The sequence below is a fragment of the Flavobacterium sp. GW823-FHT06G12 genome, assembly GCF_058794775.1.
The window spans coordinates 211,687-234,097 of record NZ_JBXAHE010000006.1; the positions used below are offsets into that span (position 1 = coordinate 211,687).

General features: G+C 33.2%; 25 protein-coding genes. 14 read left to right on the forward strand and 11 right to left on the reverse strand.

The window, feature by feature from the left end; translation table 11 throughout:
* Positions 1-38: 38 nt before the first annotated feature.
* Genes AC1Q5Z_RS21435 through idi form a run of 4 tightly spaced genes read right to left on the reverse strand, consistent with a single transcriptional unit; the run spans position 39 to position 2,485 of the window.
* The gene (locus AC1Q5Z_RS21435) at positions 39-1,007 is read right to left on the reverse strand and encodes a type I phosphomannose isomerase catalytic subunit (protein WP_492446756.1); all 969 of its coding nucleotides are present in this window, start codon (positions 1,005-1,007) and stop codon (positions 39-41) included.
* 57 nt (positions 1,008-1,064) lie between these two features.
* Positions 1,065-1,523, reverse strand: coding sequence for a peroxiredoxin (locus AC1Q5Z_RS21440; protein WP_198857691.1), 459 nt, complete (start codon positions 1,521-1,523; stop codon positions 1,065-1,067).
* Between the two features lie 3 nt (positions 1,524-1,526).
* Complete coding sequence (locus AC1Q5Z_RS21445; protein WP_095929382.1) at positions 1,527-1,937, reverse strand: 6-carboxytetrahydropterin synthase; 411 nt, start codon at positions 1,935-1,937, stop codon at positions 1,527-1,529.
* Between the two features lie 20 nt (positions 1,938-1,957).
* A complete protein-coding gene (gene idi, locus AC1Q5Z_RS21450; RefSeq protein WP_177212124.1) occupies positions 1,958-2,485 on the reverse strand; it encodes an isopentenyl-diphosphate Delta-isomerase in 528 nt (175 codons plus the stop codon).
* 294 nt (positions 2,486-2,779) lie between these two features.
* Between idi and msrB the strand changes: the two genes are divergently transcribed.
* From msrB to AC1Q5Z_RS21475, 5 genes are all read left to right on the forward strand, one after another.
* The gene (gene msrB, locus AC1Q5Z_RS21455; protein ID WP_492446759.1) at positions 2,780-3,334 is read left to right on the forward strand and encodes a peptide-methionine (R)-S-oxide reductase MsrB; all 555 of its coding nucleotides are present in this window, start codon (positions 2,780-2,782) and stop codon (positions 3,332-3,334) included.
* 7 nt (positions 3,335-3,341) lie between these two features.
* Positions 3,342-3,953 carry a peptide-methionine (S)-S-oxide reductase MsrA gene (gene msrA, locus AC1Q5Z_RS21460; protein ID WP_198857693.1) on the forward strand — a complete coding sequence of 204 codons (612 nt, stop codon included), beginning with the start codon at positions 3,342-3,344 and terminating at the stop codon, positions 3,951-3,953.
* Positions 3,954-4,132: 179 nt separating this feature from the next.
* Positions 4,133-4,585 carry a carboxymuconolactone decarboxylase family protein gene (locus tag AC1Q5Z_RS21465; RefSeq protein WP_343588386.1) on the forward strand — a complete coding sequence of 151 codons (453 nt, stop codon included), beginning with the start codon at positions 4,133-4,135 and terminating at the stop codon, positions 4,583-4,585.
* 79 nt (positions 4,586-4,664) lie between these two features.
* Positions 4,665-5,003, forward strand: a complete 339-nt coding sequence (locus AC1Q5Z_RS21470; RefSeq protein WP_308068737.1) for a YciI family protein — start codon at positions 4,665-4,667, stop codon at positions 5,001-5,003.
* Positions 5,004-5,067: 64 nt separating this feature from the next.
* Positions 5,068-6,312, forward strand: a complete 1,245-nt coding sequence (locus tag AC1Q5Z_RS21475) for an RNA polymerase sigma factor (RefSeq protein WP_492446761.1) — start codon at positions 5,068-5,070, stop codon at positions 6,310-6,312.
* Between the two features lie 65 nt (positions 6,313-6,377).
* Here AC1Q5Z_RS21475 and AC1Q5Z_RS21480 read toward each other — a convergent pair whose 3' ends face one another.
* On the reverse strand, positions 6,378-6,815 hold the full coding sequence (locus AC1Q5Z_RS21480) for an META domain-containing protein (protein WP_286965815.1): 438 nt from the start codon (positions 6,813-6,815) through the stop codon (positions 6,378-6,380).
* A 262-nt stretch (positions 6,816-7,077) separates the two neighbouring features.
* On the opposite strand from AC1Q5Z_RS21480, the gene AC1Q5Z_RS21485 reads away from it, so the two are divergent.
* Both AC1Q5Z_RS21485 and AC1Q5Z_RS21490 read left to right on the forward strand, forming a co-directional pair.
* Positions 7,078-8,481 carry an aminopeptidase P N-terminal domain-containing protein gene (locus AC1Q5Z_RS21485; protein WP_492446763.1) on the forward strand — a complete coding sequence of 468 codons (1,404 nt, stop codon included), beginning with the start codon at positions 7,078-7,080 and terminating at the stop codon, positions 8,479-8,481.
* A gap of 188 nt (positions 8,482-8,669) precedes the next feature.
* On the forward strand, positions 8,670-9,629 hold the full coding sequence (locus AC1Q5Z_RS21490; protein WP_492446764.1) for a quinone oxidoreductase family protein: 960 nt from the start codon (positions 8,670-8,672) through the stop codon (positions 9,627-9,629).
* A 93-nt stretch (positions 9,630-9,722) separates the two neighbouring features.
* On the opposite strand, the gene AC1Q5Z_RS21495 is transcribed toward AC1Q5Z_RS21490, so the two are convergent.
* From AC1Q5Z_RS21495 to AC1Q5Z_RS21505, 3 genes are all read right to left on the reverse strand, one after another.
* Entirely contained in the window at positions 9,723-10,796 is a 1,074-nt protein-coding gene (locus tag AC1Q5Z_RS21495; RefSeq protein WP_492446766.1) for a DUF6630 family protein, read from the reverse strand.
* 20 nt (positions 10,797-10,816) lie between these two features.
* Entirely contained in the window at positions 10,817-11,518 is a 702-nt protein-coding gene (locus AC1Q5Z_RS21500) for an SMI1/KNR4 family protein (RefSeq protein ID WP_492446768.1), read from the reverse strand.
* A 74-nt stretch (positions 11,519-11,592) separates the two neighbouring features.
* Positions 11,593-13,152 (reverse strand): NAD(P)/FAD-dependent oxidoreductase, encoded by a 1,560-nt coding sequence (locus AC1Q5Z_RS21505; RefSeq protein ID WP_492446770.1) that lies wholly within the window; start codon positions 13,150-13,152, stop codon positions 11,593-11,595.
* A gap of 332 nt (positions 13,153-13,484) precedes the next feature.
* Here AC1Q5Z_RS21505 and AC1Q5Z_RS21510 point away from each other — a divergent pair, with 332 nt between their 5' ends.
* On the forward strand, positions 13,485-13,724 hold the full coding sequence (locus AC1Q5Z_RS21510) for a hypothetical protein (protein ID WP_492446771.1): 240 nt from the start codon (positions 13,485-13,487) through the stop codon (positions 13,722-13,724).
* A gap of 143 nt (positions 13,725-13,867) precedes the next feature.
* Here the strand turns inward: AC1Q5Z_RS21510 and recQ are convergent, their stop codons facing one another.
* The gene (gene recQ / locus AC1Q5Z_RS21515) at positions 13,868-16,063 is read right to left on the reverse strand and encodes a DNA helicase RecQ (protein ID WP_198857704.1); all 2,196 of its coding nucleotides are present in this window, start codon (positions 16,061-16,063) and stop codon (positions 13,868-13,870) included.
* Positions 16,064-16,149: 86 nt separating this feature from the next.
* Here recQ and AC1Q5Z_RS21520 point away from each other — a divergent pair, with 86 nt between their 5' ends.
* From AC1Q5Z_RS21520 to AC1Q5Z_RS21540, 5 genes are all read left to right on the forward strand, one after another.
* On the forward strand, positions 16,150-17,115 hold the full coding sequence (locus tag AC1Q5Z_RS21520; protein WP_198857705.1) for a KpsF/GutQ family sugar-phosphate isomerase: 966 nt from the start codon (positions 16,150-16,152) through the stop codon (positions 17,113-17,115).
* Positions 17,115-17,930, forward strand: a complete 816-nt coding sequence (tatC, locus tag AC1Q5Z_RS21525) for a twin-arginine translocase subunit TatC (protein WP_198857706.1) — start codon at positions 17,115-17,117, stop codon at positions 17,928-17,930. The genes AC1Q5Z_RS21520 and tatC overlap by 1 nt, the downstream gene beginning before the upstream one ends.
* Entirely contained in the window at positions 17,923-18,273 is a 351-nt protein-coding gene (locus AC1Q5Z_RS21530) for a carboxymuconolactone decarboxylase family protein (RefSeq protein ID WP_223708414.1), read from the forward strand. Before tatC ends, AC1Q5Z_RS21530 begins: the two co-directional genes overlap by 8 nt.
* 231 nt (positions 18,274-18,504) lie before the next feature.
* Positions 18,505-19,245 carry an LPS export ABC transporter ATP-binding protein gene (gene lptB / locus AC1Q5Z_RS21535; RefSeq protein WP_026982881.1) on the forward strand — a complete coding sequence of 247 codons (741 nt, stop codon included), beginning with the start codon at positions 18,505-18,507 and terminating at the stop codon, positions 19,243-19,245.
* Positions 19,246-19,323: 78 nt separating this feature from the next.
* Positions 19,324-19,545, forward strand: a complete 222-nt coding sequence (locus AC1Q5Z_RS21540) for a DUF5808 domain-containing protein (RefSeq protein WP_278020462.1) — start codon at positions 19,324-19,326, stop codon at positions 19,543-19,545.
* A 19-nt stretch (positions 19,546-19,564) separates the two neighbouring features.
* Here the strand turns inward: AC1Q5Z_RS21540 and AC1Q5Z_RS21545 are convergent, their stop codons facing one another.
* Both AC1Q5Z_RS21545 and AC1Q5Z_RS21550 read right to left on the reverse strand, forming a co-directional pair.
* A complete protein-coding gene (locus AC1Q5Z_RS21545) occupies positions 19,565-20,419 on the reverse strand; it encodes a glycoside hydrolase family 25 protein (protein ID WP_343588574.1) in 855 nt (284 codons plus the stop codon).
* 9 nt (positions 20,420-20,428) lie between these two features.
* Entirely contained in the window at positions 20,429-21,145 is a 717-nt protein-coding gene (locus tag AC1Q5Z_RS21550) for a CDP-alcohol phosphatidyltransferase family protein (protein WP_492446775.1), read from the reverse strand.
* A 192-nt stretch (positions 21,146-21,337) separates the two neighbouring features.
* On the opposite strand from AC1Q5Z_RS21550, the gene AC1Q5Z_RS21555 reads away from it, so the two are divergent.
* A complete protein-coding gene (locus AC1Q5Z_RS21555; protein WP_233074172.1) occupies positions 21,338-22,405 on the forward strand; it encodes a putative type IX sorting system protein PorV2 in 1,068 nt (355 codons plus the stop codon).
* The last annotated feature ends 6 nt before the right edge of the window (positions 22,406-22,411 follow it).

Below are 22,411 nucleotides of genomic sequence, written 5' to 3' on the forward strand. Positions count from 1 at the left end.
TGCGTCTGCAAAAGTACATATTATCTTTAAATTTAATGCTAAGAAATGTAAATTTCTAAAATTGAAGCTTTTCCGCTCAAATTAAATGCATTTATTGCAGCTGGAACCAAAACAGTATCTCCTTTTTTATAAGCTTGCTTGAATCCGTCATATTCAATTTCAAAATCACCTTCAATACACATATATACTGTAAATGTTTCTCCATTTTTGGCAACTTCTAATTTATTTTCTAACGGAAGGAAATTCGTTGTAAAATATGGACAGTCTACAACAGTATTTGAGGTATTAACTTTTGTCTCGTATTTTTTCTGTGTATCTACTTTATTATAGTTAATTGCATCTAGTGCAAGGTCTACGTGCAATTCTCTTTTATTTCCTTGTGCATCTACACGATCAAAATCATATAACCTATATGTAATATCAGAAGTCTGCTGAATTTCTGCAACAACTAATCCTGCACCAATAGCATGAACAGTTCCTGTTTCTAAAAAGAAAACATCACCAGATTTTGCTTTCACATCATCTAAAATCGAAACCAAAGTATTATCGTGCAAATGTTTTAAGTATTCTTCTTTACTAGAATCTTCTTTAAAACCAACAATAATTCTCGCATCAGCATCGGCTTGCATTACGTACCACATTTCAGTTTTACCAAATGAGTTGTGACGTTCTTTTGCCAACTTGTCGTTTGGATGCACTTGAATAGAAAGATCTTCTCTTGCATCTAGATATTTAAAAAGTAACGGAAATTGCTTTCCAAAACGCTCATAAACTTTAGTTCCTAAAATAGCATCTGGTGTTTCATCAATCAAATCCATTAAAGATTTTCCTTTTAAAACTCCATTTGCAACGACACTTATATCACCTTGTACAGTGGACAATTCCCAGCTTTCGCCAGTAATTTTAGAAACGATTGGTTTGTTTAGAATAGTTTTTAGTTTTTCTCCTCCCCAGATTCTTTCTTTCAAAATCGGTTCAAATTGCAAAGGGTATAAATTCTGACTCATGTTTTTTAGGCTAATATATTTGTTTAATTAATTCTAATTTGATACTATTTTGGTAATCTATGATACTAATTCTTGAACAATTTCTAAGGCTTTCGGTATATGTTTGGCAGCATTTGCACTATCAAATATCGAAATCAATAAACCATTCTTATCAATTATATAAGTAACGCGTCCTGGCAAAAGCCCGAACAAATTATTACGAACACCAAAAAGTTTTCTTAATCTTTTATCTTGATCTGAAAGCAAAATAAAAGGCAATTTATGTTTAGAAGCAAATTTATGATGTGACTTTACACTATCGCTGCTAATACCAATTACCTCAGCTCCCAAATCTTTAAAATCTTCGTATTGATCCCGAAAACTGCAAGCTTCGGTTGTACATCCTGGCGTATTATCTTTTGGGTAAAAATAAATCACCAGTGGCTTTCTTCCTAAAACACTTTGGCTTTCAAAAAGTTCACCATTGTTGTCTTTCGCAGTAAAATTCGGAACTATATCTCCTATTTTTAATGACATTTTTTATTCTCCTTTATAAGTTACAAAATTTCGGTCCGTTTCGTTCAGCACAACTTCAAGATCAAAGTCGGCATGAATTCGTTGTCTAATTTTATTCCATATCACAACAGCAATATTCTCTGCAGTCGGATTCAAATCTGCAAATTCTGGAACATCCAGATTAAGATTTTTGTGATCAAACGGAATTTCTACTTCTTCTCGTATAATATCCGCTAATACTTTCACATCTAAAACAAAACCAGTTTCCGGGTCAATCTTTCCTGTAACACTTACTGTTAAACCATAATTATGACCATGAAAGTTCGGATTATTGCATTTTCCAAAAACAGCGTCGTTTTTTTCAAATGACCAATCCTTTCGATGCAGTCGATGTGCAGCATTAAAATGTGCTTTTCTTGATATGGTTACTCTCATTTATGTTTCTGGTTAGTTGGCTATAATTTATGGTCTTCAAGATAATGATCAAATTCATCAAAAATTATCTTAAACCAAACGGTATAAATTTCGGGCTGTTTTTCAATATCTGCTTTAACATCTTCAATACTCATCCATTTCCAGTCTTCTACTTCATCTGGATTTATGTTTGGTTCGTCGTTATAGTAACCAATCATAACATGGTCCAGTTCATGTTCTGTCAAGCCGTTATCAAAAGGCGCTTTATAAATAAAATGAAACAGCTCTTTCAATTCGGCTTTAAAACCCATTTCCTCAAACAATCTTCGGCTTCCTGCCTCGATGTTTGTTTCTCCTTCTCTTTGATGACTACAACAAGTGTTGGTCCAAAGCAACGGAGAATGATATTTATGATGAGCACGCTGCTGCAGCATAATTTCGTTTTTACTATTTAGAATAAAAACCGAAAAGGCACGGTGCAAAAGCGCTTTTTCATGTGCTTCTAATTTTGGCATTAAGCCAATCTGTTCATCGTTCTGATTAACTAGTATTACGTTTTCTTCTGTCATAAGGCTTCTTAAGCAAACAAAAATACGAAAAAAGAAATGGCTTAAAAATGCTAATTAAGCTTGCTCAAAACTAAGCTTTTCACCTCGCTTCTATTTTCTTGATTTACAGCGTTATAATTTATACTAAATTTTAAAAGCTGTTAAAATTAAGACATAAAAACTACATTGCCCTCTTTTACGTAACTAATAAAAAGTTAAAACACACTTAAAAAAATCTCAATAATAATAAACACTGTAATTTGAAGCTAATTCTCAACGTATCTTTGATATACAGATTAATTTACCTAAGAACTTATGAAATCTAAAAACCTAATTTTCAGCCTTTGTTTTTTGATTCCGCTTTTTATTTTTCAGGCATGCGGACAAAACACAAAAAAACAATCTGCAAAAACAGCCGTTATGGAAAACAAAATCAGTAAACCCGGAAATCCTTATTATTCAAATACCGACACCACAAAACTTAATGTAAGCAACGCTGAATGGAAAAAGGTTTTGCCTGAGGATGTTTATGCTGTAATGCGCGAAGCCGACACTGAAAGACCTTTTACGGGAAAATATTGGAATTCTGATGAAAAAGGAACTTATTACTGCGCTTCTTGCGGCAACTTGCTTTTTAGATCTACAGCTAAGTTTTCAAGCAGTTGCGGATGGCCAAGCTTCTTTGAACAGGAAAACAAAAAAAGCATAGTTTTTAAAGAAGACAACTCACTTGGAATGGAAAGAACCGAAGCGCTTTGCGGACGTTGCGGTGGACATTTAGGCCACATTTTTGATGACGGTCCTGCTCCTACTGGAAAACGCTACTGCATGAATTCGATTGCTCTTGATTTTATTCCTGACAATAAATAAACTAAAAATGAAAAATATACTTTTAATATGTCTTTTTACGCTTTCGCTAAATGGCATTTCTCAAAATAAAAAATCCAATCTAGAAACTATTACGCTTGGCGGCGGGTGCTATTGGTGCGTTGAAGCCGTTTACGAAAATCTGGACGGAGTAAAATCTGTTGTTTCTGGATTTTCAGGAGGAAATGTTGCTAACCCTACTTACGAAGAAGTTTGCACAGGAGAAACGGGCCACGCCGAAGTGGTTCAGATTACTTATGACAAAACTGTAACTGATATTAACGAGATCTTCAAAGTTTTCTTTACCGTTCACGATCCAACTACTTTAAACCGCCAAGGTGCAGATGTTGGCACACAATACCGCTCCGTTATTTTCTATAGAAATGACGAACAGAAAAAAGCGGCTCAAAGTATTATTGCCGAACTAAACAAAGCAAAAGTCTACAATAGTCCGATTGTGACCAAGGTGGAACCTTTTAAAGTTTTTTATAAAGCCGAAGATTATCATCAAAACTATTATGCGAACAATAAAAACCAGCCGTATTGCAAAATGGTGATTCAGCCTAAAATAGAAAAGTTTGAAAAGGTTTTTAAAGATAAACTGAAAAAGAAACAAGGCTAATACAACTTATTATTATCAACCGTCCACAAAAATGGACGGTTTTTTTTATTTCACCAAACCTTGTAAACACTGGGTTTTTCTTTTAATTGAAAAAATATTTTAATTTTTTTTTTCTCTTTTTTGTCCAATTCTGAAAGTTCGATTGTTATTAGGGTATAAACAATTAAAAAATATACATCATGGAAACTAGACTTAATTTATTCGAACAAGGTCAAAAAGCAGTTAGCACATTATTTGGAATTAGCGGTTATTTGAAAAAAGGAGCAATCGAAACTTCTCTTATGGAATTAATAAATTTCAGAATCTCTCAAATCAACAACTGCGGTTATTGTTTAGACATGCATTCAAAAGAAGCTTTAGCCGCTGGAGAAACAACACAACGTTTATTTGGATTAAGTGTCTGGAGAGAAACTCCGTATTTTACACAAAGAGAAAGAGTCGCTCTTGCTTTAGCAGAAGCTGTAAATGCTTGTGATGTTCCAGACGAAATTTACGAAATCGCAAAAGCTGAATTTACAGAACAAGAATTAATAGATCTTACGCTTGCAGTTGCTGCCATCAACGCTTGGAACCGTCTTAACATCACTTTTGCCAATGTACCTGGAACTTATAGAGTTGGACAGTTCGGATAAACAGTAATTGATTTTATTTTGTAAAAACAATTAACTTTATACAACTCAAAGCAAATTATTCAATTTAAAAACATAAAAAATGAATGAGTTTTTATTGATTTTCAGAAGAGATTTTAAAACAAAAGAAACACAGCCGTCTCCAGAAGAATTGCAGCAGCATTTACAGCAATGGCAAAACTGGTTTGGAAGTCTTGCTGCTCAAGATAAACTAGCAAGACCTTTACAAAAATGGGACGGCCAAGGAAAACTTGTAAATTCAAATAAGGGAATTACCGACGGGCCTTTTGTTGAAATTAAAGAATCTATTGGCGGATTGATTATAATTAAAGCCAAAGATTATGACGAAGCAGCCGAAATCGCGCAAGGATGTCCGGTTTTAAATTTTGGCGGAAATGTTGAAATTAGAATGGCCGTTTAGATTTTAAATCAACTTAAACAAAAATGCCTTTGTATCTTTACTTAGGCATTTTTCTCTTAAAAACATGGAGCACAAAGAACTTTTGCCTAACTTATTCAGGACCGAATATCAAAAAATAGTTTCAGTTCTCTGCAGCTTATTCGGAATTCAGCATATCGAAATTGCAGAAGATATTGTAAGTGATACTTTTTTGACCGCTTCAGAAACTTGGGCAATTAAAGGCATTCCAGAAAACCCTTCAGCTTGGCTTTATACCGTTGCCAAAAATAAAACCAAAAACTATCTGAAAAGAAACAACGTTTTTGAGACCAAAATCGTTACTGAAATAAAACACAACACTCCATTAAACAATCCTGAAATCGACATTGATTTATCTGATCAAAATATTGCCGATAGTCAGCTTGCTATGATTTTCACGGTTTGTAATCCGTGTAATTCTGAAGAAGCTCAAATTGCTCTTGCTTTAAATTTATTATGCGGTTTTGGAATCAATGAAATATCCGATGCTTTTTTATCTAACAGAGATGTCATTTACAAAAGAATTAATCGAGCCAAAGAAAAGCTAAAAGAAGAAAACATAAAAATTCAGCATCCGAACAATACTGAAATAAAAGACAGGATACAAACAGTTCTCAAAACCATTTACCTGCTTTATTCTGAAGGCTACTACTCTATTTCGCAAAACACCACTTTACAAAAAGATCTTTGCACCGAAGCGATGCGTCTTACTTATTTACTAATTCAGAATGAAAGTACAAATTTGCCGCAAACCAATGCTTTAATGGCTTTGATGTGTTTTCATTCTTCAAGGTTTGATGCGCGAACTGGTTCAAATGGAGAAATTATTTTATACGAAGATCAAGATCAAACGCTTTGGAATCAGGAATTAATCAATAGAGGAACTTATTTTCTAAGTCAGTCTTCAACCGGAAATACACTTTCAAAATATCACTTAGAAGCTGGAATTGCCTATTGGCACACGATAAAAACAGAAACTCTAGAAAAATGGGAAAATATTCTGGAACTCTATAACAATCTAATCATTTTAGAATATTCGCCAATTGTAGCTTTAAACAGAACTTATGCTCTATCTAAAGTAAAAGGCAAAGAAGAAGCAATCAAAGAAGCTGAAAAATTGAATTTAACCGATAATCATTTTTATTATTCTCTACTAGGAAATCTCTATTCTGGAATTGACATAAAAAAGGCATTACATCATTTTGAAACAGCTCTTGGTTTAGCTAAAACAGCATCCGACAAAAATATCATCAACAAAAACATTGAACACTTGAAATTAAAGACAAATTAGATTTAGCATAAAAAAAGTGAAATGATAAATTTCATTTCACCTTTCTTATATATTGATTTTTAAAACTATTGTTTAGCTACTTTTTTAAATCGCATCACTGGTACATTATCATGAATTAAATTTAGTTTTCCGTCTTTATCAACAGAATAACTCGTAACTAATTTAATTTGTTTTAAAAACTCCTGTTCTCCACCACCTTCACAAAACATCATTGTAGTTGGCCCCGCTTCTCCAAAAGTCAAAGATTTACCTTTTAAAGTATAAGGCGCACTGTAACCGTTACATCCATTATTTCCGTATACTTTTGTTTCTTTTTGATCGAAAGTAAGTTGTGGCTTTTTATGCGGATACAATCCTTCAAAAGCAATTCTTGGTCCAGAAATATACTCAAGTTCCCAAGTTGTGTCAAATAGATCGCCTGCGCTTTTATCTGTTTTTGATGTCTTACATGAAGCAAATAATAGCGTTAAAACTGAAAGGACTGCAAATGTGTATTTTTTCATAAAAATGTTTTTTAAAGATTTATAATTTGTTTTCTTTTTTTGAACTAAAATAATTCTATAAAAATCCTATTCTCAATATTCATGCCCAGTTACAGCTTTTCTTAAGTTTAAATTTAACTCAACGCTGTTATTTTCTGTCTCTAAGTTACTACAAATTATTTAAAGTTTTATCGCCCAGATGTTTAAAATAAAACAAGTAACACTATTTTTTTTGTAATTTGCATCAATCAAAAAGCCAAATCATCAACAAAAAAACCAAAAAATGAAACAATTTCTATTTTTGTTTGTATTTGCATTGACAGCTCCGTTTGTTCAATCGCAAGAAAACCTTCCAACAGATTACCTAAAAAAAGAATTCCATCAAGGACGACGTGAAGCTTTTAGAGCTTTAATGCCTGCTAATTCTGTCGCCATTGTTTTTTCTTATCCAGAAAAAGTTTTTTCTAAAGACATTAACTACAATTATCATCCAAATCCTGACATGTATTACTTAACAGGATACAAAGAACCCGATGCTATTTTAGTGCTTTTTAAAGAACCTCAAGGAACAGAAAAATACAACGAAGTTCTTTTTGTAAGAGAAAGAAATGCATCTCGCGAAACATGGACCGGAAGACGTTTAGGAATTGAAGGAGCTAAATCTAAATTAGGTTTTACAACTGTTTACAACGGAAAAGACTTTAATGCCTTTGCAATTGATTTTGCAAAATTTGACAAAGTTATTTATGACGAAATTCCAACAGATGTTGCAGAAAACAACAGTCCTGATAATTTATATGCATTACTAAAATCTTTTAAATCTAAAGCAGGAATTACAACAGCAAATGAAGCTTCTACAGATTTGTTTGACAAAATCACCAATTCTCTTCGCGAAATCAAAACTCCTGAAGAGCTTGTTTTAATGCGCAAAACGGTAAAACTTTCTTGCGTTGCACATAATGAGGTTATGAAAGCAGTTGGCCCAGATATGAGCGAAAATGAAGCAGACGGAATTCATGCCTACATTCACAAACATTACGGTGCAGAAGGAGAAGGTTATCCTCCAATTGTTGGCGCTGGAGCAAACGGATGTATTTTGCATTATGGAGACAATAACGCTACAAAAATCGACAATCAATTATTATTAATGGATGTTGGTTCTGAATATCACGGTTATTCTGCAGACGTTACTAGAACAATTCCTGCAAACGGAAAATTTACTGAAGAGCAAAAAGCAATTTACCAAATTGTTTATGATGCACAGGAAGAAGTTTTTAAAATCTGTAAAGAAGGAACTCCTATTCAGGATTTAAATAAAAAAGCAAAAGAAGTTATAACTGCTGGATTAATTAAATTAGGAATTATTACAGATCCTAAAGATGTCCGAATTTATTATCCGCACGGATGTTCGCACTTTCTTGGTTTAGATGTTCATGATAAAGGAAATTATATGGGAACTCTAAAAGAAAACATGATTCTTACTGTTGAACCTGGAATTTATATTCCAGCAAACAGTAAATGCGATAAAAAATGGTGGAATATAGGTGTTCGTATCGAAGATGATATTTTAATGCTTAAAGATTCTTATGAAAATCTTTCTGCAGATTCTCCTAGAAAATGGCAAGACATTGAAGCTTTGGCCAAACAAAAAAGCACTTTTAATGACATGAAATTCCCTAAGATCTAATTAGTTTTTTTGCCACAGATTAAAAGGATCCTAAAGATTTTTAAAGTAAAAAGTAAAAAAATCTGTGAAAATCCTTTTATCCCGATAGCTATCGGGAGTGTCCAAGAAAAAATAAAAAAAGCCTCAAAATAATTTGAGGCTTTTTCTTTTGAATTTTCCCGAACTTTACATTCTTAAATCAATTAAAAATGAAAGCACTTACCTTTTCTTCTTTTGGAGAATCAGATGTTTTAGAATATATAGAAATCCCTAATCCGCAATTAAAAAAAGACGAAATTTTAGTCGAAATGAAAGCCATCGGATTAAATTTTGCAGATGTTTACCGACGCAAGGGAAATTATCACTTAAAAGGAAATCCGCCTTTTATTGCCGGTTATGAAGGAGCAGGAATTGTTGTTGATGCAAATAATCACTCAGAATTTAAAATTGGCGATCGTGTGGCTTTTGCCGATGCTCCGTTTGCCAATGCAGAATTGGTGGCCGTAAATGTAAATCACATTATTCCACTATCTGAAAATATTTCTTTTGAAATCGCAGCTTCTGTTTTGCTTCAAGGTTTAACCGCTCATTATCTTGCAACAGATAGTCATAAAACTGCAAAAGGAGAAACTGTTTTAATACATGCGGTTGCAGGTGGAGTTGGTCAAATACTAACTCAGATCAGTAAACTTCTTGGAGCAACCGTTATTGGCTTAACCTCATCGGCTGAAAAAGCAAAAACTGGATTTAAACAAGGTGCAGATCACGTTTTTCTTTATAATGACGATTGGAAATCGCAAGTTTTTAAAGTTGTTCCAAATGGTGTCGATGCTGTTTATGATAGTATAGGAAGTACTTTGATGGAAAGTTTTGAAGTCACCAAAGAATGTGGACAAGTAGTTTTCTTCGGAATGGCAGGCGGAGATCCAGCACCTGTAGACCCAAGAATGCTTATGGACGGTTCTAAAACTTTAACTGGAGGCGATTTGTGGAGTTATTTAAATTCTAAAGAAGAAAGAATTAAAAGAGCAACTCAATTATTTAGTTGGATTACCGAAGGAAAAATCAAACTTTCAGAACCAACATCCTTTAAATTATCAGAAGGAAAACTGGCGCACGATTTTCTAGAAAGCAGAAAAAGCACTGGGAAAATTATTTTGATTCCTTAATTTTTTTTGCCACGAATTACACCAATTTTCACTAATTTTTATTTTTGGTTTTAAATTTAATTCGTGAGAATTGGTGTAATTCGTGGCAAAACATCATAATTTAACGACTTCCATTTTTGTCACTTCAGACAATTCTAGAATCCTATTTACTTCATTTTTATTGGCTAGAAAAAACAAATAACTATCGCCATACGTTTCATACGTCATTAATTCCAAATTCCTTTTTTCTAATTCAGATTGAATGTATGGAAACAAATCATGACTATAGGTTTCTTCTGGATAATCAAACCTAAAATCTTCACCAAGCATTTCAGAAATAAAATATTCTGCATCTTCGGGATCAAATTTCCAGTCGCTATGCCAAGTATTTATTTCTTCAAAAAAGTCAAAATCATAATCAAATTCATCATGATTTTGATTTCTCTTATCAAAAAGTTCTTGGGATTGACTTTGTAATAGTTCTTCGTCGATTTCTCCTCTAGAAACTAATTGCAGAAATTCTTTAAATGTTTCTACAGTCGCTTCTTCATTTTGCACTAAATTTTCTTGAGAAGAAAGTTCTATTGTTTTAGGAATTTCAATATTTAAATATTGGCAGATTCCCTGCAAAACCAATTTAAAATCTCTAATTCCGATTTCTTCACTTTCATTCTTCGGATTATTTATATCTAAAAGTTCGCTTTCGAGCAATCCTTTTGTATAATCAAAGAAATGTCTTCCTGAATACAATATTTTAAAATCGTTTATTTCTAAACTATTCGTACAGCAGAAAAAGATCACGAAGTTTTTTATAGAACGCTTAAAGAACTTTTTCTCTTCTGAGGTCGGTTCTGAATAAAATTGAATGTGTATAAAATCGTATTCTAAACCTTCTTGAATCTTCTCATCAGAAAGAGTCGAAATATTCATTTTTTTATAAAGTTCATTCAAAACTTCATAAGCATTATTGAAACCTGCTTTTTTAATTTCTTCATTTCCTTCTTCACGATCAAATGAACTTGGAAAGAAAAACAAATTCACCATCACATCTTCCTGAATTCCCTTTACTTTAAATTCAAGACTTGACTGCTCATTATATAAATAGGAGTAAATAGGATCAATAACATCAAAAGAGATAATCGATTTTGGGTCGTTATTGCGTCCAAATATGTTTGAGAAAAAGCTCATTACAATTACTGGTATTAAAACTAATCGTTAGAATATTTAAAACTCTGATTCATTTTATCAAAAGGAATCACTTCATTAACAATCGATTCTAATTCATGATCTGTTAATAATCCTCTAGCAGATTCAACTATTTTTGGCGAAACATGTATTTCGTAATCAACTATATCTCGTTCTAAAATAGCTGATAGGATTGCGTTTTGCTGCTCAGTCAGATACTTTTTGTGCGATTTAAATACTGATTCTATATCGTCTCTAAATTCCTCATCAGTAAGTTCATTATAGACATCTTGTTTAGACATATCGATTAATAAAACTTTGAAGATAAAATCCTGAAGATTTTTTGCCAAATAATTAACTTCATTAGAATCGTGCCAAACAAAAACAATCGGCACATCTCCATTGTTTTCTTCGTTTAAAAAGAAACAATAATGATCGCCGCCGCCACTTTTAGCAAACGGAATAAATTTAAATTCTGGGTTGATATTTCGATAATCTTCTGGATCTTGAAGCTCTTCTATTTCTTCTGCAACAGATTTTAAATTCAGCGATTCAAAATCATAAGAATGTAAAAGCAAAGGCGGATTGTCTTTTAAAGTAGGATAGACATCTGTATACCAATTTGGACCATATTCTCCAACATCTAGCATGCCATCAGCCTCTAACTGTTTGTATAAGAAAGGGTATTCAAATCTGTATTTTTTTTCGATTTCTTGTATTGTCATCTTTGGGGGAATATTCTATTAAAATCAGAATACTAAGATAACAATCTTTACTGGACCAAAAAACCTGAAGTCAATTATTTCAAGGATTCCGCAATCATTAAAGCACATTTTTCGCCATCAATTGCCGCAGAAATAATTCCGCCTGCATAACCTGCACCTTCTCCGCAAGGATATAAACCTTTGATTTGCAAATGTTCCAAAGTCATCGGATCTCTCGGAATTCTAACTGGCGATGAAGTTCTACTTTCTGGCGCATGCAAAATTGCTTCGTTAGTTAAATATCCGCGCATTGATTTTCCAAAATCCTGAAAACCTTGACGCATAATTTGAGTTAAAAATCCAGGAAAAACCTGTCCTAACTCAACCGAAGTGGTTCCTGGAACATAAGATGTTTTCGGAATATCTGCTGAAACTTTACTTTTGGTAAAATCAATCATTCTTTGTGCTGGAACTTTTTGGGTTTCGCCAGCCAAATGCCAAGCTTTTTGTTCGATGCTTTTTTGAAATTCCATTCCAGCCAAAGCTCCGAATTTTGCAAATGGTTTAAAATCTTCCAATTTCAACTCGACCACAATTCCAGAATTAGCCGTTGACTGATCACGTTTAGATGGTGACCAACCATTTGTAACTACTTCTCCCGGACTTGTCGCACATGGCGCAATTACTCCACCCGGACACATACAGAATGAATACATTCCGCGGCCGTTCACTTGTTTTACGATAGAATATGGTGCTGGTGGCAAATGTTCTCCTCTAAAATCACAGCTGTACTGAATACTATCAATTAATTCTTGCGAATGCTCTGCACGAACTCCCAAAGCAAAAGGTTTTGCTTCTATTAAAATTTTCTTTTTGTCTAATAACTCAAAAATATCGCGAGCCGAATGTCCTGTTGCCAAGATCAATTTATTAGCATGAATTTTATCTCCGTTTTGCGTTACGATTCCTTCAACTTCATTATTCTTTACTAAAATATCGCTGACACGGGTTTCAAACAAAACCTGACCACCAAACTCCCTAATTTTATTTCTAATATCTTCAATAATTTTTGGAAGTTTATTAGTTCCGATATGCGGATGCGCTTCTACCAAAATATCTTCAGAAGCTCCAAAAGCAACTAAAAGTTCTAAAATTCTAGTTACATCGCCACGCTTTTTAGAACGAGTATATAGTTTTCCATCAGAATACGTTCCTGCCCCACCTTCACCAAAACAATAGTTTGAATCTTCATTTACGATATGTTCACGGTTAATTGCTTTTAAGTCACGACGACGGCCACGAACATCTTTTCCTCTTTCGAGTACAATTGGCTTTAAACCTAATTCAATTAATTGCAATGCCGCAAAAAGCCCAGCTGGACCAGCGCCAACAACAATAACTTCTTGTGCATTGGAAACGTCCTTATATATAGGAAGCTCAATTTTAGTTTCCTGAAAAGGTTCGCCTTTTAAATAGATAAGAACTTTCAAATTAATTTTAATCGCTTTCTGACGTGCATCAATAGAGCGTTTTAAAATTGAAACGTGCTGAATTTCTTGAGCAGAAACTTTAATCTGCTTAGACAAATAATCTTTTAGCAATGATTCGTTTGCAGCAATTTCGGGTGTAACTTGAAGTAAAAGTTCTTTAGGCATTTTGTTTTATTTATTCTATTAGCTTTTCTTTCTATGAAAAGAACATGCAAAAGTACTATTTTGAAATGAGATTTTATATTTACTCTAAATTTTCACGCAGATTTACGCAGATCTAAGCAGATTTTATCCTTAATTTATTTTTCATAAAATCTTTGCGATTTATTTTTAGCCACAGATTATTTGGATTACAAAGATTTCTCTTAAGAGCAGTTAGACGCACTGCAGTATGTCTCTACAGAAAAAAACTTAGAACCTTAGCATCTCAGAATCTTAGAACCTTTGAGAAAGACTTTGTACCTTTGCTACTCTGAACCTTTGCACCTTTAAATAAAATGTCACGAAAAATAAAACTAATCTGGGATTTCCGTGGGCCAGCTTCTGCTAAAACTGCAGAACATCACGAAATTCATCTTAAAGAATATATTACAATAGAAAAGCTACCTTTAAATATTACTGGATATAAAATCATAGACGAAATGTACGCCATAGCATTTATGGTTGTAACAGACGAAAATATGATTCAGGTAAGAGATGCTTTGAAACCGCATCGTGGGGAATTATATACTGAATAAAATTCCAATATTTTAAATTCCAAATTCCAAAACTGAAATACTTAAAAAAATGAAATTCCAAATTCCAATGCTATAGAAAACTTGGAATTTGGAATTTTTATTTTGAATATTCCCAAAAAGGGTTGGAATTTGGAATTTATTTTTTAGTTCGCTACTTCACTAATAAACTTAATACGCATTAATCGCAATTCGTCTATATCGTAGTCGCCATCAAATTCTTTAAGAGCATCTTCGATTTTATCAGATTCAGATTCCATGAAATAATCGTGAATTTCTTCCTGCTGATCGTCATCTAAAATATCGTCTAACCAATATTTGATATTCAATTTTGTGCCAGAATAAACAATTTGTTCCATTTCTTTGATTAATGCATCCATCGTAAGTCCTTTCGCGGAAGCGATATCATTTAATGAAAGCTTTCTATCAATATTTTGGATAATATATAATTTGTTGGCAGAATTTACTCCTGTAGATTTAACCACTAAATCGTCTGGGCGAATAATATCGTTGTCTTCTACATAACGACTGATTAAAGCAACAAATTCACTACCATATTTTTTAGCTTTTCCTTCACCAACACCATGAATATTATATAATTCCTGAATTGTTATCGGATATTTTAAAGCCATATCTTCAATTGACGGATCTTGGAAAACTACAAATGGAGGCACTCCAAGTTTTTTGGCTACTTTTTTACGAAGTTCACGAAGCATTCCTGTCAAAACCTCATCGGCAGTTCCAGAAGATTTTGATGATGTTACTATTGCTTCATCATCTGCTTCGCTGTATTCATGATCTTCAGACATCATGAATGAAACTGGTTTTTTAATAAAATCTAAACCAGCTTTTGTGATTTTGATTACTCCATAAGTTTCAATGTCTTTAGACAAATAACCAGAAACCAAAACTTGTCTTAGCAATGCCATCCAGTATTTTTCATCGTGGTCTGAACCTACGCCAAAATAAGGCTGAGTATCTGTTTTATGTGCTTTAATTACGGCATTAATACGTCCGATTAAAGTAAACACAATTTCTTTTGATTTATAAATATGTTTGGTATCACGAACAATTTCAAGCAATTTAACTACTTGTTCTTTGGCTTCTACTTTATGTTTAGGATTACGAACGTTATCGTCCATATCGGCACCTTCACCATTTTCGCTATCAAATTCTTCTCCGAAATAATGTAACAGGAATTTTCTGCGTGACATTGAGGTTTCGGCATAAGCCACAACTTCCTGTAAAAGTGCAAAACCAATTTCCTGTTCTGCAACTGGTTTTCCAGACATAAATTTCTCTAGCTTTTCTACATCTTTATAAGAGTAGTAAGCCAAACAATGTCCTTCTCCGCCGTCACGTCCTGCACGACCAGTTTCTTGGTAATAACTTTCAAGTGATTTTGGAATGTCGTGGTGAATTACAAAACGAACGTCTGGTTTATCAATTCCCATTCCGAATGCGATTGTTGCTACAACAACATCGACATCTTCCATCAAGAACATATCTTGATGTTTGGCCCGTGTTTTGGCATCTAGACCTGCATGATAAGGAACTGCGCTGATTCCGTTTACTTGTAAAACTTCGGCAATCGACTCTACTTTTTTACGGCTTAAGCAGTAAATAATTCCAGATTTACCTTTATGTTGTTTGATAAATCGAATAATATCCGACTCAATGTTTTTCGTTTTTGTGCGAACTTCATAATACAAGTTCGGTCTGTTGAATGATGCTTTAAAAGTATTAGCATCAGCCATGTCAAGGTTTTTCAGGATATCTTCCTGAACTTTTGGGGTTGCCGTCGCGGTAAGACCAATAATTGGTACTTTACCCAATTGCTTGATTATATTTCTCAGATTTCTGTACTCTGGCCTAAAATCATGTCCCCATTCTGAGATACAGTGTGCCTCATCAATAGCAACAAAAGAAATTGGAACACTTTGTAAAAAAGCCACATATTCTTCTTTTGTTAATGATTCGGGGGCGACATACAAAAGTTTGGTCAATCCAGATGTAATATCTTTTTTAACCTGAGCAATTTCTGTTTTAGTTAGAGAGGAATTTAATACATGTGCAATTCCATTTTCAGACGAAAGACTTCGAATTGCGTCTACCTGATTTTTCATCAAAGCAATTAAAGGAGAAACAACAATTGCTGTTCCTTCTTGAATTAAAGCCGGTAATTGGTAGCAAAGAGACTTTCCTCCACCGGTCGGCATAATTACGAATGTATTTTTTCCGTCTAAAATGCTCGTAATGACTTGCTCCTGCAAGCCTTTAAATTGGCTAAAGCCGAAATACTTCTTTAATTCTTTATGTATTTCAATTTCATTTGAATTCATTCTCTATATTAATGGTATTTTGTATAAATTTGCAACACATAAAGATACAACTTTCTTTTATACATACAAATTTTAAATATTCTGTTTTGATCACAAAAGAAAATATATTGGCGATCGCCAAGAAAACAATACTCTCTGAAAGTGAAGCAATTACAAAACTAATTGATTTTTTGGACGAAAATTTTTACGAAGCCGTCCAACGCATATATGAAACCAAAGGCCGTCTGATCGTTACTGGAATTGGAAAAAGCGCGATCATTGCTCAAAAAATGGTAGCTACTTTTAACTCAACTGGAACTCCTTCTATGTTTTTGCACGCAGCAGAAGCAATTCACGGTGATTTAGGAATGGTACAAAACGACGATATTATTATCTGCATTTCTAAAAGCGGAAATAGTCCAGAAATTAAAGTTCTTGTTCCTTTATTAAAAAGGTTTGGAAACACTTTAATTGCCATTACAGGAAATACAACTTCATTTTTGGCAAAAGGCTCTGATTTGGTTTTAAATACAACTGTTGATACAGAAGCCTGCCCTATTAATTTAGCTCCTACAAATAGTACAACAGCACAGCTTGTAATGGGCGATGCATTGGCTGTTTGCTTAATGGAAATGCGTGATTTTAAACCCGAAGATTTTGCGGTTTATCATCCAGGAGGAGCTTTAGGAAAAAAATTACTGCTTAGAGTAAAAGATATGATTGAGCATTCATTAAAACCTGCAGTTACACCAGAAACTTCTATTAAAAAAGCAATTTTTGAAATTTCTGAAAAAAGATTAGGAGTAACAGCAGTAATTGAAGACAATAAAATTGTTGGAATTATTACTGATGGAGACATCCGAAGAATGCTAAACGACGTAGATACTATAGCAGACTTAACAGCAAAAGATATTATGTCTAAAAATCCAAAAGTAGTTTCCTCGGAAACTATGGCGGTTGACGCTTTAAATATTTTAGAAGATTTCTCGATTACACAATTAATCGTAGCCGACAATGGCGAATATAAAGGAGTATTACATTTACATGACATTTTAAAAGAAGGAATCGTATAATGGCAAAGAAAAACCTTGGCGAGATGTCATTTTTAGACCATCTTGAAGAACTTAGATGGTTATTAGTTAGAAGTACAATTGCAATATGTATTATGGCATTTGTCACTTATTTTATCAGTGATTATTTATTTGATCAGATTATTTTAGGGCCAATTAGGCCAACATTTTTTACCTACGTTTGGTTCTGTGATTTATCGCATTCATTAGGATTTGCAGACAGCATTTGTATTACTGAATTGAATTTTATCATTCAGAATACAGAAATGGAAGGTCAGGTAAATATTTTTGTATGGATGTGCCTTCTGGCAGGTTTTATCTTGAGTTTTCCCTATATTTTATGGGAAATCTGGAAGTTTATCAGTCCTGCTTTATATGAGAAAGAACGCAAAAATGCAAAAGTATTCATCTTTGTTTCTTCAATGCTTTTCTTCTTAGGCGTATTATTTGGCTATTTTGTAGTTATTCCAATGTCGGTTAATTTCGTTGCTACTTTCTCTGTGAGTGATGTTGTAAAAAATCAGTTTACACTAGAATCTTACATGGGAATGGTAAAAACAAGTATTCTAGGAAGTGCGATCTTTTTTGAGCTTCCAATTGCAATTTACTTCTTAACCAAATTAGGCTTAGTAACTCCTTCTTTTTTAAGAAAATATTGGAAATACGCCGTTGTAATTATTTTAATTATTGCTGCAATTGTAACTCCGCCAGACGTTGTGAGTCAAACTATTGTTGCAATTCCGATGCTAATCATTTACGAATTAAGTATCTGGATATCGAAGATTGTGTATAAAAATAAAATGAAAGAAAATGTCTGATATAATTCAAGAATTTAATGACTATCGTTCTAAAATGAACGAAAAACTGCTTGCTGACAATAACAAAATTGTAAAGCGAATTTTTAATCTTGACACCAATGCTTATGCTGAAGGCGCTCTTGATGTAAAAACAAAAGAACTTTTAGGTTTAGTTGCATCAACTGTTTTGAGATGTGACGACTGTGTAAAATACCATTTAGAAACAAGTTATAAAGAAGGTGTTTCTAAAGAAGAAATGATGGAAGCAATGGGAATCGCAACTCTTGTTGGAGGAACAATTGTAATTCCACATTTAAGAAGAGCTTACGAATTTTGGGAAGCACTTGAAGAGCAAGGCAAATAATTAGAAAATGTGTCAATTTGATAATTAGATAATTTCTCTTGAAATGCGCTAATTATTTAATTTTGAAATACAAGTTCTAAATTTTGAAAACGCAATAATTTGTTAATTGATTCATTCTATTGAATATTTTACACTTATTTTGCCTTTCAAATCAAATTATAAAATTGATCATGATTTAGTTTTAAAAAAAATTATCTCATTTTCAAATTATCTAATTTTCACATTAAACAAATGAAATTAAGAGCCGATAATTTAATCAAAACCTATAAAGGACGTAGTGTTGTAAAAGGAATTTCTGTTGAAGTAAATCAAGGAGAAATTGTAGGGCTTTTGGGTCCAAATGGAGCTGGAAAAACAACGTCTTTTTACATGATTGTGGGATTAGTAAAACCAAATCAAGGAAACATTTATCTTGATGATTTGAATATTACCGATTACCCAATGTACAAACGTGCACAACAAGGAATTGGTTATTTGGCACAAGAAGCTTCTGTATTTAGAAAACTTAGCATTGAGGATAACATTCTTAGTGTACTGCAATTGACTAAACTTTCTAAAGAGGAGCAAATTGCTAAAATGGAAAGCTTAATTGAAGAATTCAGCTTAGAGCACATTCGTACTAACCGAGGCGATTTACTTTCTGGAGGTGAGCGCCGTCGTACAGAGATTGCACGCGCATTGGCAACCGATCCAAAGTTTATTTTATTGGATGAGCCTTTTGCAGGAGTTGACCCTGTTGCGGTTGAGGATATTCAGCGAATTGTTGCGCAATTAAAAAACAAAAATATCGGAATCTTAATTACCGATCACAACGTTCAGGAAACATTAGCAATTACTGATAAAACATACTTAATGTTTGAAGGAGGAATTCTAAAAGCAGGAATTCCAGAAGAATTGGTAGAAGACGAAATGGTTCGTCGTGTTTATCTTGGGCAAAACTTCGAGCTACGTAAAAAGAAACTTGAATTTTAAGACAGTTATACATCAATGGTAAAAAGTAAATTTCTTTTTACCATTTTTTTTTAATCTAAGATTCTTAAATAGTTGCAAATGAAATCAGAAAAACCAACTCAGGAAGATTACGACAACTGGCACAAAGACCCAAAAAACTGGTATTTCTTCAATAGCTTTTATTATAACCCAAAAGACAAAAGATTACTTCCTCCGAAAAAGATTCAATGGATGGGTTATACTATAAATTTTGCCAATCCATATTCTGTAATGCTTTTATTGCCTTTTGTAATAATTGTTATTTTGGTTTTATGGAAATAGTTCTCGACAGAAACTAAAACTACTCAACAGTAATAAAATGCAATTGCTCTAAATCTCCATTGTAAATATTAACATCAACACGATGTTTTATTCCTGGCAGAGAAGCTTTTTCTGTAAATTGCCAGAACAACCAATCATCTTCAATTTTCTCTCTGTAAAAATTATAATTCGCAATCCAGAAAAGATATTCGCTAAACTCTTCTTTTAAAAAATCAGAATAATATCGTTCTCCTGAATAAATTATTGGACGAACTTGGTAATGCTTTTCTACTTTATTTAACCAACGTTTTAATCCTTTTTTCAAACTATCTAAAGGCTGATTTTTAGGCAATTTTTCAATATCTAAAACTGGCGGAAGATCTCCTTTTTGCAATTTTACTGTTTTGATAAAAAGATCTGCCTGTTCAATAGAATTTTCGTTTGGGCGATAATAATGATAAGCGCCACGCATGATTTTATTCTCTTTTGCACCTTCCCAATTTCTTTTAAACTGTCTGTCTACACGGTCGTTTCCTGCTGTTGCACGAATAAACACGAATTGAACAGGATATTTTTCATCCAAGATTTCGACTTCTTCCCAATCGACTTTTCCTTGAAATTCAGAAACGTCAATTCCAATTACTTTTCCTTTATGGTTTTCGAGAACACGAATGTTTCGAACATCAGAAAGATGTTTGTCTACCTCATCTTCATCTAAAACTCTTTCTGTTTTAAAACCTAAATAATAAGCAAGTCCTTTGCGATAATGATAAATTATCCCAATGAATAAAAGTCCCAAAAGAATCAATAAAAATGAACGAAAAAGCCTGCTTAGAAATGATCTTCCAGCGGGCTTTCTTGTATATGTTTTACGATAAGTCGTTTTTCTTGCCATTAAACAGAATTACTTTTTCAAGAAAAGATTATTGATAACTGACAACAATACATAAAAAGCAATAATTAGTGGAATTGCGATGTAATGAAGTAAAATAATCATCAATACCGAAATAACAAGAAATACAATTTGAAGGGCATTTTCTTTCAAACTGAATTTTTTAATTTTTAAAGCAAACAACGGAATCTCAGCATTCAAAATATAAGCACTACAAAATGTTATAATCAACAAAACCCATTGGTTGGTCAATAATTCAAGAATAAGCAGTGACGATTCTGCATACATATCTAGAACAATTTGCAAACTAATAATAAAAAGGGCATTTGCTGGAGTTGGCAATCCGATGAAAGAATCTGTCTGACGAGTGTCAATATTAAAATTGGCCAAACGATAACAAGATCCTAAAGTGATAATAAACCCTAAAAACGGAATTGCAGGGTGAGTTCCTAATTCATGACCGCTATGTACAAACATACTGTACATCACATATCCTGGAGCAACTCCGCTTGTTACCATATCTGCAAGAGAATCTAATTGCAATCCAAGCGGACTTGAAACTTTAAATAATCTAGCAAAAAAGCCGTCGAAGAAATCAAAAAAGATTCCTAAGCAAACCATGAAAAAAGCCATTAAATAATTGTTTTCGGAAATAAAGACAATTGCGACACAACCGCAGAAAAGATTAATTAATGTAATTAGATTTGGAATGTGTTTTTTAATATTCATAGCTTTAAATTTTGATAATGGCAGAGAACAAATTTAGTATAATAACTCGATGCAAAACGAGTTTTTTCGAGAGTTTTTTAATTCGAAGTATGACTTTGGGAATATTTAACTAAAGGAACTTATTAGATGAGTAAAATATTATATTTTTGATAAAAATTTTAAAACAGGCCTCGATCTGCAAAAACATATACGTTGAAGAAATATTTAGTGTTTTTATTATTTTGCAGCTGTACTTTTCAGTATGCACAAACCGTTCGAAAATACTCGAATGAATTTATGAATATTGGGGTCGATGCCGCAGCTCTTGGAATGGCAAGTGCTGTAACTGCTGCAACAAATGATGTAACGGCAGGTTACTGGAATCCAGCAGGTTTAACTCATCTTGAAGATCATCAAATTGCTTTAATGCATGCCAGCTACTTCGCCAATATTGCACAGTACGACTACATAGGTTATGCAAGTCCAATTGATGACAGAAGTGCTTGGGGAATTTCGATGATTCGTTTTGGAGTAGACGACATTATGGACACCACGCAGTTAATCGATAATCAAGGAAATATTGATTATAACAGAATCAGCTTGTTCTCTACGGCAGATTATGGCTTTACTTTTTCTTATGCTCGAAAATTGCCTGTTGATGGATTTCAATATGGTGTAAATGCAAAAGTAATTCGAAGAATAATTGGGAAATTCGCCAATTCTTGGGGATTTGGATTTGATATCGGACTTCAGTTTGAAAGAAATGACTGGAAATTTGGTTTAATGCTTCGCGATATTACCACAACTTACAATGTTTGGAATATTGATGAAGAAGAATATGCTAAAATTGCAAATGCAATTCCGGGAGAAAACAACGAATTGCCAGAAAGTACAGAAATAACATTGCCAAAAGCTCAATTAGGAGTTTCAAAAAGATTTGATTTCCATAACGAATGTAGTCTTGTCACTTCTGCAAATTTAAATATGCGCTTTGAGCAGACAAATGATATTATTTCGTCAAAAGCCGTAAGTATAGACCCAGCTCTAGGGTTTGAATTTGGTTATACCGATTTAGTTTTCGTAAGAGCTGGAGCAGGAAATTTTCAGAATGTAACACAATTAGATAATACCGAAAAAATAAACTTTCAGCCTAACATTGGCTTAGGGTTTAGATATAAAGGCATACAGATTGATTATGCTTTAACCGATTTAGGAAATCAAAGTACCGCTTTGTATTCTAATATTTTTTCGTTAAAAGTAGATTTGGGTATCTTTAGATAATTAGAA

Coding starts and splice junctions, on each gene's coding strand:
- AC1Q5Z_RS21435 (WP_492446756.1), bottom strand. CDS start 1,007: ATGAGTCAGAATTTATACCCTTTGCAATTTGAACCGATTTTGAAAGAA.
- AC1Q5Z_RS21440 (WP_198857691.1), bottom strand. CDS start 1,523: ATGTCATTAAAAATAGGAGATATAGTTCCGAATTTTACTGCGAAAGAC.
- AC1Q5Z_RS21445 (WP_095929382.1), bottom strand. CDS start 1,937: ATGAGAGTAACCATATCAAGAAAAGCACATTTTAATGCTGCACATCGA.
- idi (WP_177212124.1), bottom strand. CDS start 2,485: ATGACAGAAGAAAACGTAATACTAGTTAATCAGAACGATGAACAGATT.
- msrB (WP_492446759.1), top strand. CDS start 2,780: ATGAAATCTAAAAACCTAATTTTCAGCCTTTGTTTTTTGATTCCGCTT.
- msrA (WP_198857693.1), top strand. CDS start 3,342: ATGAAAAATATACTTTTAATATGTCTTTTTACGCTTTCGCTAAATGGC.
- AC1Q5Z_RS21465 (WP_343588386.1), top strand. CDS start 4,133: ATGGAAACTAGACTTAATTTATTCGAACAAGGTCAAAAAGCAGTTAGC.
- AC1Q5Z_RS21470 (WP_308068737.1), top strand. CDS start 4,665: ATGAATGAGTTTTTATTGATTTTCAGAAGAGATTTTAAAACAAAAGAA.
- AC1Q5Z_RS21475 (WP_492446761.1), top strand. CDS start 5,068: ATGGAGCACAAAGAACTTTTGCCTAACTTATTCAGGACCGAATATCAA.
- AC1Q5Z_RS21480 (WP_286965815.1), bottom strand. CDS start 6,815: ATGAAAAAATACACATTTGCAGTCCTTTCAGTTTTAACGCTATTATTT.
- AC1Q5Z_RS21485 (WP_492446763.1), top strand. CDS start 7,078: ATGAAACAATTTCTATTTTTGTTTGTATTTGCATTGACAGCTCCGTTT.
- AC1Q5Z_RS21490 (WP_492446764.1), top strand. CDS start 8,670: ATGAAAGCACTTACCTTTTCTTCTTTTGGAGAATCAGATGTTTTAGAA.
- AC1Q5Z_RS21495 (WP_492446766.1), bottom strand. CDS start 10,796: ATGAGCTTTTTCTCAAACATATTTGGACGCAATAACGACCCAAAATCG.
- AC1Q5Z_RS21500 (WP_492446768.1), bottom strand. CDS start 11,518: ATGACAATACAAGAAATCGAAAAAAAATACAGATTTGAATACCCTTTC.
- AC1Q5Z_RS21505 (WP_492446770.1), bottom strand. CDS start 13,152: ATGCCTAAAGAACTTTTACTTCAAGTTACACCCGAAATTGCTGCAAAC.
- AC1Q5Z_RS21510 (WP_492446771.1), top strand. CDS start 13,485: ATGTCACGAAAAATAAAACTAATCTGGGATTTCCGTGGGCCAGCTTCT.
- recQ (WP_198857704.1), bottom strand. CDS start 16,063: ATGAATTCAAATGAAATTGAAATACATAAAGAATTAAAGAAGTATTTC.
- tatC (WP_198857706.1), top strand. CDS start 17,115: ATGGCAAAGAAAAACCTTGGCGAGATGTCATTTTTAGACCATCTTGAA.
- AC1Q5Z_RS21530 (WP_223708414.1), top strand. CDS start 17,923: ATGTCTGATATAATTCAAGAATTTAATGACTATCGTTCTAAAATGAAC.
- lptB (WP_026982881.1), top strand. CDS start 18,505: ATGAAATTAAGAGCCGATAATTTAATCAAAACCTATAAAGGACGTAGT.
- AC1Q5Z_RS21540 (WP_278020462.1), top strand. CDS start 19,324: ATGAAATCAGAAAAACCAACTCAGGAAGATTACGACAACTGGCACAAA.
- AC1Q5Z_RS21545 (WP_343588574.1), bottom strand. CDS start 20,419: ATGGCAAGAAAAACGACTTATCGTAAAACATATACAAGAAAGCCCGCT.
- AC1Q5Z_RS21550 (WP_492446775.1), bottom strand. CDS start 21,145: ATGAATATTAAAAAACACATTCCAAATCTAATTACATTAATTAATCTT.